At 64.3% G+C, this 11,835-nt stretch carries 13 protein-coding genes; 4 read left to right on the top strand and 9 right to left on the bottom strand.

Annotated elements, in window-relative coordinates:
* Positions 1 to 70: 70 nt before the first annotated feature.
* Positions 71 to 415 carry an RnfH family protein gene (locus AC3WOB_RS28140; RefSeq protein ID WP_013393464.1) on the bottom strand — a complete coding sequence of 115 codons (345 nt, stop codon included), beginning with the start codon at positions 413 to 415 and terminating at the stop codon, positions 71 to 73.
* Entirely contained in the window at positions 405 to 839 is a 435-nt protein-coding gene (locus AC3WOB_RS28135; RefSeq protein ID WP_006223413.1) for a type II toxin-antitoxin system RatA family toxin, read from the bottom strand. The genes AC3WOB_RS28140 and AC3WOB_RS28135 overlap by 11 nt, the downstream gene beginning before the upstream one ends.
* Positions 840 to 943: 104 nt before the next feature.
* Between AC3WOB_RS28135 and smpB the strand changes: the two genes are divergently transcribed.
* Positions 944 to 1,417, top strand: coding sequence for an SsrA-binding protein SmpB (smpB, locus tag AC3WOB_RS28130; protein WP_013393463.1), 474 nt, complete (start codon positions 944 to 946; stop codon positions 1,415 to 1,417).
* 1 nt (position 1,418) lies between these two features.
* Here smpB and AC3WOB_RS28125 read toward each other — a convergent pair whose 3' ends face one another.
* The 3 genes from AC3WOB_RS28125 to AC3WOB_RS28115 form a co-directional block, all read right to left on the bottom strand.
* On the bottom strand, positions 1,419 to 2,606 hold the full coding sequence (locus AC3WOB_RS28125; RefSeq protein ID WP_013393462.1) for a GGDEF domain-containing protein: 1,188 nt from the start codon (positions 2,604 to 2,606) through the stop codon (positions 1,419 to 1,421).
* Between the two features lie 25 nt (positions 2,607 to 2,631).
* On the bottom strand, positions 2,632 to 3,558 hold the full coding sequence (locus AC3WOB_RS28120) for an SPFH domain-containing protein (protein ID WP_041655510.1): 927 nt from the start codon (positions 3,556 to 3,558) through the stop codon (positions 2,632 to 2,634).
* Positions 3,559 to 3,657: 99 nt separating this feature from the next.
* Entirely contained in the window at positions 3,658 to 4,092 is a 435-nt protein-coding gene (locus AC3WOB_RS28115) for an NfeD family protein (protein WP_013393460.1), read from the bottom strand.
* Positions 4,093 to 4,261: 169 nt separating this feature from the next.
* On the opposite strand from AC3WOB_RS28115, the gene AC3WOB_RS28110 reads away from it, so the two are divergent.
* Positions 4,262 to 4,999 carry a glutamine amidotransferase gene (locus tag AC3WOB_RS28110; RefSeq protein ID WP_013393459.1) on the top strand — a complete coding sequence of 246 codons (738 nt, stop codon included), beginning with the start codon at positions 4,262 to 4,264 and terminating at the stop codon, positions 4,997 to 4,999.
* A gap of 102 nt (positions 5,000 to 5,101) precedes the next feature.
* A complete protein-coding gene (locus AC3WOB_RS28105) occupies positions 5,102 to 5,944 on the top strand; it encodes a bifunctional transcriptional activator/DNA repair enzyme AdaA (RefSeq protein ID WP_013393458.1) in 843 nt (280 codons plus the stop codon).
* A gap of 37 nt (positions 5,945 to 5,981) precedes the next feature.
* Here AC3WOB_RS28105 and AC3WOB_RS28100 read toward each other — a convergent pair whose 3' ends face one another.
* Positions 5,982 to 7,085 (bottom strand): hypothetical protein, encoded by a 1,104-nt coding sequence (locus AC3WOB_RS28100; RefSeq protein ID WP_492276860.1) that lies wholly within the window; start codon positions 7,083 to 7,085, stop codon positions 5,982 to 5,984.
* A 149-nt stretch (positions 7,086 to 7,234) separates the two neighbouring features.
* Positions 7,235 to 9,601, bottom strand: coding sequence for a phosphoenolpyruvate synthase (gene ppsA, locus AC3WOB_RS28095; protein ID WP_013393456.1), 2,367 nt, complete (start codon positions 9,599 to 9,601; stop codon positions 7,235 to 7,237).
* A 181-nt stretch (positions 9,602 to 9,782) separates the two neighbouring features.
* On the opposite strand from ppsA, the gene ppsR reads away from it, so the two are divergent.
* Positions 9,783 to 10,610 carry a posphoenolpyruvate synthetase regulatory kinase/phosphorylase PpsR gene (ppsR, locus tag AC3WOB_RS28090; protein WP_013393455.1) on the top strand — a complete coding sequence of 276 codons (828 nt, stop codon included), beginning with the start codon at positions 9,783 to 9,785 and terminating at the stop codon, positions 10,608 to 10,610.
* Positions 10,611 to 10,661: 51 nt separating this feature from the next.
* On the opposite strand, the gene AC3WOB_RS28085 is transcribed toward ppsR, so the two are convergent.
* Both AC3WOB_RS28085 and AC3WOB_RS28080 read right to left on the bottom strand, forming a co-directional pair.
* Positions 10,662 to 11,141, bottom strand: coding sequence for a DUF2846 domain-containing protein (locus AC3WOB_RS28085; RefSeq protein WP_013393454.1), 480 nt, complete (start codon positions 11,139 to 11,141; stop codon positions 10,662 to 10,664).
* 96 nt (positions 11,142 to 11,237) lie between these two features.
* The gene (locus AC3WOB_RS28080) at positions 11,238 to 11,708 is read right to left on the bottom strand and encodes a DUF2846 domain-containing protein (protein WP_013393453.1); all 471 of its coding nucleotides are present in this window, start codon (positions 11,706 to 11,708) and stop codon (positions 11,238 to 11,240) included.
* Positions 11,709 to 11,835: the final 127 nt, after the last annotated feature.

Raw genomic sequence — 11,835 nt, 5'->3', positions numbered from 1 at the left:
GAAGCGGCAGCAGAATTTGTCCTATTTGCGACATTGTGCGGGGCGGCACGCCGCCCCTCGGAGCGCTGCCCTACAGCAGCCCGGCCGGGCGGACCCTGCCGTTCTTCGCCGTCTTGGCGCGGCGGTGTTCGGCGCGGCGGCGGCGCGATTCCTTGGGATCGAAACTCAGGCCGCGGTAGATTTCCACGCGGTCGCCGTCGGCCAGCCTGGCCTGCGGCTCGGTGGCGTGGCCGAAAATGCCCACGCCCCGGGTCCAGGGCTGCACCACCGGAAAGGCCTGGGCGAAGCCGCTGGCCGCCAGCGCATCGGCCACGGTGGCGCCATCGGGTAGGCGCAATTCACGCAGCCAGACGTGGCCCGGCAAGGCATAACAGACGCTGACGCCGATCTGCGCCACGGACGGCTCATTCGCCATACTTGGCCTGCGCGCGCTTGGTGAAGGAATCGATGAAGCTGGTGGCGATGCGGTTGAAGACCGGCCCCACCACCATTTCCAACGCCCGGTTGGAAAACGCGTACTCCATGGTGAACAGGACCTTGCAGGCGTCTTCGGCCAGGGGCTGGAACTCCCAGTGTCCCACCAGGCTGGAGAACGGGCCATCGACCAGCTCCAGGTCGATCCGGTCGGGATAGACATGGGTGTTGCGCGTGGTGAAGCGCTGCTTCATGCCCGCGAAGCTGATCAGGATGGAGGCCTGCATGCCGTGCTCGTCGCGGGTCTGCACCTCGGCGCCGCCGCACCAGGGCATGAACTCGGGGTACTTCTCCACGTCGGCGACCAGATCGAACATCTGGGCGGCGCTGTAAGGCACCAGGACGGATCGTTGTACTTTGTGCATCGACTATCGCAAATGGCTAGAATGGCACGATTTTACCGGCACAACACGACCTGGGGCCAGAACACGCCTCGCGGCAGGCTGCGGCACCCAGGCACAAGGGCTTTATGAGCATTATCGACAATCGCAAGGCCACGCACGACTATTTCATCGAAGACCGCTACGAGGCCGGCCTGGTGCTGCAAGGCTGGGAAGTCAAGGCGATCCGCGATGGCCGCGTGCAGCTCAAGGAAAGCTACGTCATCGTGCGCGACGGCGAGCTGTACCTGCTGGGCATGCACGTCAGCCCCCTGCCCACGGCCTCCACCCATATCCACCCCGATGCCATGCGCACGCGCAAGCTGCTGCTCAAGGCCGAGGAAATCAGCAAGCTCATCGGCAAGGTCGAGCAGCGCGGCTACACGCTGGTGCCGCTCAACCTGCATTACAAGAACGGGCGCATCAAGCTGGACTTCGCGCTGGGCCGCGGCAAGAAGATGTTCGACAAGCGCGACACCGCGCGCGAAAAAGACTGGCAGCGCGAAAAGGAACGCATCATGAAGCACGACACCCGCGCCCCGCGCAAGAGCAAGGACGATTGATTCAGGCGGCCTCGGGCAACGGCTGGCGCTCAGCCTCCTGCCCCGGGCCCGTGATGCGGTTGCGCCCTGCAGCCTTGGCCGCATACAGCTTGCGGTCGGCACGTTCGAAAAATGCCTGCAGGCTCTCCCCGGGCATCCAGTCCGCCACGCCGGCGCTGAAGGTATAGGAAATAGTGCTGCCACCGTGCGCACAGGGCGTGCGCCGCACCGAATCCAGCAGGCGCTCCGCCACGTCCATCACCGCATCGCTGCGCATGTCGGGAAACAGCACCGCGAATTCCTCGCCGCCGACCCGCCCGACGTGGTCGCCGGTGCGCAGCGTGGCGGTGGCCAGCAGGCCGAAATGCCGCAGCACCGCGTCGCCGGCCGCATGGCCGTGAGTATCATTGATGCGTTTGAAATAGTCGATGTCCAGCAACAGCAGCGTCAGCGGCCGCCGCGTGCGCAAGGCCTGGGCGCAATAGCGCTCGGCCTGCAGCCACCACGCCTTGCGCGACATCAGGCCCGTCAGGAAATCCGTGCTGGCCTCCTGTTCGCGGTCCGCCAGCATCCGGTCGTGGATGATCATGATGGTGCCCAGGGTCAGGCATGGCATCGTCAGCACGCCCAGCGTCATGAACGCGATGTTCCACGCCGTGGGCTGCAGCAGGGCCTGCGCCGTCGCGATATCGAACAGGTAGACGGCGGCGCGCGCCGCGCACACCGCCGCGGACACCAGCGCCACCACGCGCACGAAATGGTAGCTGTAGCGGGACCGGTTCATCGGCATGCCGCGCTTGACCGTCATGGCGATGGCCGCCATGAACCCGAACATCAGCCCGGACATGACCACCATGCGAGGTCCGACCTCGGGTTCGATGTAGGTGTAGAACGCCAGCACCAGCAACGTTGCGCTGGAAGCCAGCGCCATGAGGCGCCTGGGCACGGTAAGGCCCACCAGCCGGCGCAATCCCGTGTAGTACGCGCATAGCGCCAGGACCACGGCGGTATTGCTGGCGATCACCGACACCCACAACGGCGCCTCGGTGACCTGGAAGGCATAGAGCCCGAACGCTGCCAGCGTCAGCAGGTTGGCGCGTATCGCCTCCTTGATGCCCGCCATGCCGCTGCGGGCCAGGGACCCCAGCACGCACAGCGCAAGCACTCCCGCCAATGCCGCTATCAAAAGCAAGTTCACGGGAGCGATCATCGCCAGGCGCCGCCAGACGCGGTTATCAGCTGTTGCGGGTGGACTTCACGATGGTCATGGCGGAAGCAATCATGCCGCCCACATCCGCCAGGTTCGCCGGCAGAATCAGCGTGTTGCCTTCCTTGGCGACGTTGCCGAACGCCTCGACGTAGCGCTCGGCGACCTTCAGGTTCACGGCTTCCATGCCGCCGGGCTGGCGCACGGCGTCGGCCACCTGGGTGATGGCCTTGGCGGTGGCCTCGGCAATCGCCAACACCGCAGCGGCCTCGCCCTGCGCCTGGTTGATCTGCGCCTGCTTTTCGCCTTCGGAACGGGCAATCGCGGCTTCGCGCTCGCCGGTGGCGATGTTGATCTGCTCCTGGCGGCGGCCTTCGGAGGCCGCGATCAGGGCGCGTTTTTCACGCTCGGCGGTGATCTGGGCCTGCATCGAACGCAAGATCTCGTTGGGCGGGGTCAAGTCCTTGATCTCGTAGCGCAGCACCTTCACGCCCCAGTTCAGCGCCGCCTCGTCCAGCGAAGCGACGATGTTGCTGTTGATGGAATCGCGCTCTTCGAAGGTGCGGTCCAGCTCCATCTTGCCGATGACCGAACGCAGGGTCGTCTGCGCCAGCTGCGTGATGGCCGAGATGTAGTTCGACGAACCGTAGGAGGCGCGCATCGGGTCGGTCACCTGGAAGTACAGCACGCCGTCGACCTGCAGCTGCGTGTTGTCACGCGTGATGCAGACCTGGCTGGGCACGTCCAGCGGAATTTCCTTGAGCGAATGCTTGTACGACACGCGCTCGATGAACGGGATGACAAAGCCCGCGCCGGGCGACAAGACCCGGTCGAACTTGCCCAGGCGCTCGACCACCCAGGCGTGCTGCTGGGGCACGATGGCGATGGCCTTGATGACTATCAGTATCGCCAACGCGACGATGACAAGCAGGACGATGGTGGATGTATCGATCATCATGATTCGGAGCCTCTCCTTCTGGTAAATACACTCGCGGGAATAGCCCGAAAACACGGACGCCCGCTGCCGGCCCCGCCCGCGGCGGGTCGGCGCTGATCAGGCCGAACCCGGCGTGCCCCTGGGGGCCAGCACCAGAATCGAGCCGCGCATTTCGATGATGGTTTGTTCGCCAGCCACCGGCGCCTGGCCCTGGGCCAGCTCCGCCTGCCAGTGCGCGCCGCGGTACCAGACGCGCGCGGTGCCCTGGTCGGACCAGGCCTCGACCGACACGGTCTGGCCGATGTCCAGGTTCACATCGGCATTGCGGGCGGAATCGACCTCGCGCTTTTTCAGCACGCGCGTCTTGCGCAGGACCAGCAGGCCCAGCAGCAGCACGATGCCGCAGCCCACCAGTTGCCACTCCAGGCCCGCGCCCAACCATGCGGCCACGCCGCCTGCCGCCAGGCCCAGGGCCACCAGCAGCAGATAGAAAGTCCCCGTCGCCAGTTCCCCGATCAGGGCCAGCGCGGCCAGTCCCAGCCAGATCCACATAGTCTTTGTTCGCCCGAAAGGATGAGTATGTGAGCGGAATTGTACGTATTTCCGGGACGGAACGGGAAAGGCGCTTGAGTCGCGGACCGGAGCGCTGGATTATGATGTGCGCTGGCGGTGGAAATCCCTGTGGAACCCGGCGCCCGCATCCTTTACGCACAAGCCTCCAATGACCGCTGCAATACCCTCCGCTCTACCCGTCCTGATCCTGCACACCGGCGATCCGGACGATACGCTCAAAAGCCAGTTCGGCGGCTATGCCGAACAACTCGCGCAGGCCGCCGGCCTGAGCGCCGAGGCCATGGAAATCGTGCCCGTGCACGAAGGCAAGCGGCCGCAGGCCCCCGCCCGCTATCGCGCCGCCCTGATCACGGGCTCGCCCGCCATGGTGACCGACAAGGAACCCTGGAGCGAGGACACCGCCGCCTGGCTGCGCGAAGCCGCCGCGGCCGGCCTGCCCATGTTCGGCGTGTGCTACGGCCACCAGCTCCTGGCCTACGCGCTGGGCGGCAAGGTCGGCTACAACCCCGCCGGACGCGAGGTCGGCACCCAGACGGTCGAACTGCTGCCGCCCGCCGCCGGCGACAAGCTGCTGGCGGGACTGCCGCCCACCTTTCCCGCCCAGATGCTGCACGCGCAGACCGTGCTGCAACCGCCCCCCGGCGCCGCCGTACTGGCGCGCTCGGACCTGGACGAGCACCAGATGATCCGCATCGGCCGCAACGTGTTCTCGACCCAGTTCCATCCCGAATTCGGTCCCGACTTCATCCGCGCCCACCTGGAACGCTTCGGCCGCCGCTACGCGGCTGAAAACCTGGACGTCCCGGGGCTGTCCGCCAATGTCCGCGCCACTCCCGTGGCCGGCGGCCTGTTGCGGCGCTTCCTCGACGCCTACGCGCCCGCGTAGCCGCCCCGCGCGGCCGCCGCGCAATATACGGAGTGCGGCGGCGGCAGGCTTTTGAGACGATAAGTCCAAGCGCGCAAATCCACGCGCAACAGGAGCTTTTCCATGAACCAAGCCGCCGCCCTGAGCAAACAGCACGCCGCCGCCATCGAACGCGCCTGCCGCGCCCTGGAAGCCGAGCAGCCGCCGGATCTGTCCACGTTGGCCGAGCAGGCCGGCATGAGCCGCTTCCATTTCCACCGCGTCTTCAAGGCGGCCACCGGCATCACCCCCAAGGCCTACGCCGACGCCCTGCGCGCCGGCCGTACCCGGCAGCAGCTCAAGCAAAGCGCCAGCGTCACGGACGCCATGTATGACGCGGGCTTCAATTCCAGCGGCCGCTTCTACGAAGCCGCCCCCGCCATCCTGGGCATGACGCCCACCGCCTTCCGCAAGAACGGCCAGGGCGTGGAAATCCGCTTCGCGGTGGCGCAATGCTCGCTGGGCGCGCTGCTGGTGGCGGCCAGCGACACCGGCATCTGCGAGATCGCCCTGCATGAAGATCCCGAGCAACTGGTGCGCAACCTGCAGGACCGCTTCAAGGCCGCCCGCCTGATCGGCGCCGACGCGCAATTCGAAGGCTGGGTCGCGGCCGTGGTCGGCTTCGTCGAAGACCCCTCGCGCGGCCTGGACCTGCCGCTGGACGTGCGTGGCACGGCCTTCCAGCGGCAAGTGTGGCAAGCGCTGCGCGAGATCCCCGTGGGCGAGACCGCCACCTACACCGACATCGCCGAACGCATAGGCTCGCCGCGCGCCGTGCGCGCCGTGGCGCGCGCCTGCGCCACCAACAACATCGCGCTGGCCATTCCCTGCCACCGCGTGGTCCGCACCGACGGCTCGCTGGCCGGCTACCGCTGGGGCATAGACCGCAAGCGCGAACTGATTGCGCGCGAAGCGCTGGCGGCATGAAGCCTGCCAGCGCCCTCGGCATCCTTGGCGACAGTCGTCAAAACTGAAACACCGAAGATGCACGAATGTTGTTGAATTCCTTGATCGCGGATTCAAACTGCGCCGTCTCGGCCGAGGACAGTATGAAAGTGTCCGACGCGTCCTGGCGCTTGATGATCGCCGCCAGGTTCGGTGCCGATATGCCCTGCGCTTTCGAAAAATCGAGCGCGCCTTTGCCTTCGGCATACAGCCGTTCCAATGTGTCTTTGGAAGACGCCAGGGATTTCCAGGGGTCGGTGCTGGCCGTGACCCTGACGATGATGTGATTGTTCTTGACCCGATTTCCTGCGTAGGACAATCCGGCGATCTCGTCGTAAGCCAGGCTCTTGCCGTCGAGTTTTTCCAGCGGCAGCACCCCCGGCTCCTGCGCCTTGCCCGCAATCACGATGGCATGAATACCCGGCTTTTCAGTATAGGCAGCGGATGTGCTTCCCTGCAGAAAGCGCAACCCGAAACTCGCGAACGGCACCGTATCCGCTCCCTCCTGAATTGCGCGCTCGACGACTTGACTGAATGAATCGCCGAAGACAGATGCGTACTCCGCGTACGGATTGACAGGAATGGGGATTCTCTTGCTGACCTCAATAACGGTTTCCAGCGTCTTGGTGAAATCGGTCTTTTCCTTTTTCTTGCTGAGAAAGAGATCCATCACGATACTGGTCACCAGATAATCTTCCCCGCTCAAGTTGAAAGTATCCAACAGAGGGAGACTCTTGATCGGGATTTCGACCCGTCCATCGTCATAGGTCTTAACGTCGAATTTGTAGACGCGGCTAATGGTCAGCGTCGTGGATGAACTATTCCGTTTCCTGGAATTTATGCTCATCTTCGCCGTAATGGCCACCTCTTTGTCCTTGGTGAACCATCCGTTTTCCTTGAACAGGACGGCACGCTCCAGGAAGATTGACGCCGCATCGGTCTTGATATCGAAAGATCCCGTCGGCAGGCCGCCAGCAATGGGCACGATGGTCGCGCCCCCTGAAACATCGGCTGCCAAGGCAGAGTCCCCCAGCAGCGACGCTCCCAGGCAAAGCGCAGCAACTACAGATGCCGTTTTCATGCTTTCCCCTTTTCGTGGCATTGCCACGGCCAAATTCAGCATTTACGGATCCGGCGGACTGCGCAAGCCGGTAATGGCAAAGATTGTCCTACCCGGACTCGGGCTTGCCAAGCCCCATATGAGCCAGCAAAAACCCGAATAAAAAAACCCCGCGTCCTCTCGAACGCGGGGTTTTCACATCAGCAAGCCGATCAGTTCTTGGCGAGGCGCTGCCAGGTATCGACAACGGTATCCGGGTTGAGCGACATCGACAGGATGCCCTCGTCCTTCAGCCATTGCGCGAAGTCCGGGTGGTCGCTGGGGCCTTGGCCGCAGATGCCCACGTACTTGTTGGCGGCCAGGCAAGCCTTGATCGCGCGGCGCAGCATGAATTTCACGGCCTCGTCGCGTTCGTCGAAGTCGGCAGCCAGCAACTCCATGCCGGAATCGCGGTCCAGGCCCAGCGTCAGCTGGGTCATGTCGTTCGAGCCGATCGAGAAGCCGTCGAAGTACTGCAGGAACTCGTCGGCCAGGATGGCGTTGGACGGCACTTCGCACATCATAATGAGCTTCAGGCCGTTCTCGCCGCGCGCCAGGCCGTGCTTGGCGAGCAGGTCCACCACCTTGGACGCCTGGCCCAGGGTGCGCACGAAAGGCACCATGATTTCGACGTTGGTCAGGCCCATTTCATCGCGCACCTTCTTCAGCGCTTCGCATTCCATGCGGAAGCACTCGGCGAAGTCCTCGGCGATGTAGCGCGACGCGCCGCGGAAGCCCAGCATGGGGTTCTCTTCCTCGGGCTCGTAGCGCGAACCGCCGACCAGCTTGCGGTACTCGTTGGACTTGAAGTCCGACATGCGCACGATGACGGGCTTGGGGTAGAAAGCGGCCGCGATGGTCGCCACGCCTTCGGCCATCTTCTCGACGAAGAAGGCGCGCGGGCTGGCATGGCCGCGGGCGGCCGATTCCACGGCCTTCTTCAGTTCGCCGTCGACGTTCGGGTAGTCAAGCACCGCCTTGGGGTGGATGCCGATGTTGTTATTGATGATGAATTCCAGGCGCGCCAGGCCCACGCCGCCGTTCGGGATCTGGGCGAAGTCGAAGGCCAGTTGCGGGTTGCCCACGTTCATCATGATCTTCAGATCGATGGGGGGCATGTCGCCGCGGCGCACTTCTTCCACTTCGGTTTCGATCAGGCCGTCATAGATGCGGCCTTCGTCGCCCTCGGCGCAAGACACGGTCACGGCCTGGCCTTCCTTCAGCAGGTCGGTCGCGTTGCCGCAGCCCACGACCGCCGGAATGCCCAGCTCGCGCGCGATGATCGCCGCGTGGCAGGTGCGGCCGCCGCGGTTGGTGACGATGGCGGAGGCGCGCTTCATCACGGGTTCCCAGTTGGGATCCGTCATGTCGGTGACCAGCACGTCGCCCGGCTGGACCTTGTCCATGTCGGAGATGTCGCCGACCACGCGCACCGGACCCGCGCCGATCTTCTGGCCGATCGCGCGGCCGGTGATCAGGACCTGGCCGGTGGCCTTCAGGCGATAGCGCTGCTGCACGTCGTTGACGCCCTGCTGCGACTTCACCGTTTCCGGGCGCGCCTGCAGGATGTAGATCTTGCCGTCGATGCCGTCACGGCCCCACTCGATGTCCATCGGGCGCTGGTAGTGCTTCTCGATGATGACGGCGTAGCGGGCCAGTTCGTTGACCTCGTCGTCGGTCAGCGAGTAGCGGTTGCGCTCGGACACCGGCACGTCGACCGTGCGCACGGCGCGGCCTTCGGGGCGCTCGGGGTCGAACTCCATCTTGATCAGCTTGGAGCCGATGCGGCGGCCCACGATCGGATAGTGGCCCTGGGCCAGCGTCGGCTTGAAGACGTAGAACTCGTCGGGATTGACCGCGCCCTGCACCACGGTTTCGCCCAAGCCATAGGACGAGGTGATGAACACCACGTCCTGGAAGCCGGATTCCGTGTCGATGGTGAACATGACGCCGGCGCTGCCCTTGTCGGAGCGCACCATGCGTTGGATGCCGGCCGACAGCGCGACGTCGGCGTGAGCGTAGCCCTTGTGCACGCGATAGGAAATGGCACGGTCGTTGTACAGCGACGCGAACACGTGGCGGATCTTGTCCAGCACGTCATCGATGCCGACGACGTTGAGGAAGGTTTCCTGCTGGCCGGCGAACGAGGCGTCGGGCAGGTCTTCGGCGGTGGCGGAGGAGCGCACGGCGAACGAGCCCTTGCCGTCAGCGTCGAGCTTGGCAAAGGCGGTACGGATCTGCGATTCGAATTCGGACGAGAACGGCGCGTCGATGATCCATTGGCGGATCTGCGAGCCGGCGTTGGCCAGTTCGCGCACGTCTTCGGGGTTCAGCGTGGTCAGGCGTTCGGCGATGCGCTTGTCCAGGCCGGAGGCCTTGAGGAAGTCGCGAAAGGCGTCAGCGGTCGTGGCAAAGCCGCCCGGTACGCGGACGCCCGCGCCAGACAGCTGGCTGATCATTTCGCCTAGTGATGCGTTCTTGCCTCCTACCGAGTCCACATCCGTCATGCGGAGCTGCTCGAACAAAACAACATACGACATTGAAGTCACCTTTTACAATGGAATGAAAGCGAGTTTGGTCAATGCATCAGGAAGCTGGATCGCAGCTCCAATTTACGCGCTGACCAAACTGGCCTTGGACCGCCCTTGGGGTGACTTATAGGGGCCTGATTGTACTCGGTGGAGTGCATCCGGCTATCTGCCTGGTTGGAATTTTTTACACATGACATCTACCCCGATCGTACGCACGGTATACATCGTTTCCGACAGTACCGGCATCACCGCAGAAACCTTCAGCCAGTCAGTGCTTTCGCAGTTTGAAGAGGTCAATTTCAAGCCTGTCCGCCTGCCTTTTGTCGACACGCTGGAAAAGGCTGCGGAAGTGGCCATGCGGATCGACCGCAGCGCCCTGGAGGCCGGCGTTCCTCCGATCGTCTTCAGCACCCTGGTCAATCCCGACATCCTGGCGCGCGTTCGCCAGGCGAACGGCGTTTTCCTGGATCTGTTCGGCACCTTCGTCAGCCATATCGAGCAGGCCCTGGGCCTCAAATCCAGCCACTCCATCGGCCGCTCGCACATGCAGGCCAATTCGGAAAAGTACCGCAACCGCATCGACGCCATCAATTTCAGCCTGGCGCACGACGACGGCCAGTTCGTGAACCAGCTGGACCAGGCGGACGTGATCCTGGTCGGCGTGTCCCGCTGCGGCAAGACGCCCACCAGCCTGTACCTGGCCATGCAGTACGCCATCAAGGCGGCCAACTTCCCACTCACGCCGGACGATTTCGAGCGCGGCACCCTGCCCTCGACCATCGCCCCGCACCGTGGCAAGCTGTTCGGCCTGTCGATCCAGCCCGAACGCCTGGCCGAAGTCCGCAACGAGCGCCGCCCCAACAGCCGCTATGCGCAGTTGGAACAGTGCCGCTACGAAGTGGCCGAGGCCGAGCGCATGATGCGCCGGGAGGGCATTTCCTGGCTGTCCAGCACCACCAAATCGATCGAGGAAATCGCCACGACGGTGTTGCAGGAAGTGGGTCTGGACCGGGGCTGAAAATGGCAAGGGCGCGCCGATGGCGCGCCCTCCTTTAAAACATGGCCCAGATCAGGGGCGCAGCTTGACGCGCTCGCGCGACCCGGCGCCCCAATATTGCAGCGGCCCCATTTCCCGCTGGGCGGTTGCCTCCGACTCTTCCAGGCGCATGTCCTGGCGGCCCATGTTGGACGAATTGCCACTTACGCCTTCGATGCTCAAGCGCACGTAGCGGGTCTGGCCCGGGGCCAGCGTGAACGACAGTTTCTCGTCGTCGCGCAAAGTGTCGACCACGTACTGGCCAGCAGGCCGGTTCACATAGAAGAAGCTACCCGGCTTGGAGCGGCCGACCTTCAGGCCGTTCACGCGCAGGTACGGCTGGGCCGACACCACGCCAACCGGCGCCGGCGGCTGGTAAAAGTAGATGCGGCCCGTTTCCGGCACCATCATGGGAATGGAACTGGCAACCTCCTTGTACCGAGGACCGCTGCAACCCGCCAACAGGGCCGCGCCCAGCACGGCGGCAGCCACCAACTTGAACCTGCGCTTCATTCCGTCTTCTCCGGTTTGCCTGCCTCGCAGGCCATCAACGCTACGGCCCGGTGCGAACAGGTATATATATAAATCTAAAACATACATATTGTAATTTTACTCGTAGCGCAGCGGCTCGCGCTCGCGCCGGCCTGCGCCCCAATAACGCAGGTCCTTCATGGCCTGCAGGGCTTCGTCAGCGGAGGCCTCCAGCCGCAGGACCTGCCGCCCGCCCGCGATATCCACCCGCAGGTACTGGGTCTGCCCCGCGGCCAAGGGGACCTTGAGTGCATCCTTGCGCTCCTTGCGGTCGGTGGCGGTAATGACTTCCAACTCGCCTGGCGCGCGGTCCACGAAGAAAAAGCGGCCGGATTTGGAACGCCCGACCTTGCGGCCATCGACCAGGATTGCGGGCTGCGCGACTTTGTCGCCGTTGGGCGTCGCGGGCTGGTAGAAGTAGATCCGGCCTTCGGCAGCTTCCAGCGCCGGAATGCGGTCCGCCACGTCGCCATACCGGGGGCCGGCGCAAGCGGCTAGCAACAGCGCCACGCCCAGCGCGGCAAGACTCGATTTGATCCAGCTTTTCATGTCCCGTCCTTGATCCGGTCGCGCCCGGCCGAGCGGCTCAAGGCCACCTCGTTCAGGCAAACGCGGCAGTATAAAGAGGGGACGGTGCCTTCAATCGGCGGAAAAACGGCGAAACGCCGGGTTGCTC

This window comes from Achromobacter sp. FW305-C-30-7, assembly GCF_058783105.1.
The sequence above is the reverse complement of the archived record's forward strand: the minus strand, read 5'-3'. Positions and strand labels throughout refer to the sequence as shown.

Bases quoted from the DNA above. Each gene is read 5' to 3' on its own strand.
- ppsA (WP_013393456.1), bottom strand. From the start codon at position 9,601: ATGTCGTATGTTGTTTTGTTCGAGCAGCTCCGCATGACGGATGTGGAC.
- AC3WOB_RS28120 (WP_041655510.1), bottom strand. From the start codon at position 3,558: ATGATCGATACATCCACCATCGTCCTGCTTGTCATCGTCGCGTTGGCG.
- AC3WOB_RS28080 (WP_013393453.1), bottom strand. From the start codon at position 11,708: ATGAAAAGCTGGATCAAATCGAGTCTTGCCGCGCTGGGCGTGGCGCTG.
- ppsR (WP_013393455.1), top strand. From the start codon at position 9,783: ATGACATCTACCCCGATCGTACGCACGGTATACATCGTTTCCGACAGT.
- AC3WOB_RS28110 (WP_013393459.1), top strand. From the start codon at position 4,262: ATGACCGCTGCAATACCCTCCGCTCTACCCGTCCTGATCCTGCACACC.
- AC3WOB_RS28115 (WP_013393460.1), bottom strand. From the start codon at position 4,092: ATGTGGATCTGGCTGGGACTGGCCGCGCTGGCCCTGATCGGGGAACTG.
- AC3WOB_RS28105 (WP_013393458.1), top strand. From the start codon at position 5,102: ATGAACCAAGCCGCCGCCCTGAGCAAACAGCACGCCGCCGCCATCGAA.
- smpB (WP_013393463.1), top strand. From the start codon at position 944: ATGAGCATTATCGACAATCGCAAGGCCACGCACGACTATTTCATCGAA.
- AC3WOB_RS28135 (WP_006223413.1), bottom strand. From the start codon at position 839: ATGCACAAAGTACAACGATCCGTCCTGGTGCCTTACAGCGCCGCCCAG.
- AC3WOB_RS28140 (WP_013393464.1), bottom strand. From the start codon at position 415: ATGGCGAATGAGCCGTCCGTGGCGCAGATCGGCGTCAGCGTCTGTTAT.
- AC3WOB_RS28085 (WP_013393454.1), bottom strand. From the start codon at position 11,141: ATGAAGCGCAGGTTCAAGTTGGTGGCTGCCGCCGTGCTGGGCGCGGCC.
- AC3WOB_RS28100 (WP_492276860.1), bottom strand. From the start codon at position 7,085: ATGCTGAATTTGGCCGTGGCAATGCCACGAAAAGGGGAAAGCATGAAA.
- AC3WOB_RS28125 (WP_013393462.1), bottom strand. From the start codon at position 2,606: ATGATCGCTCCCGTGAACTTGCTTTTGATAGCGGCATTGGCGGGAGTG.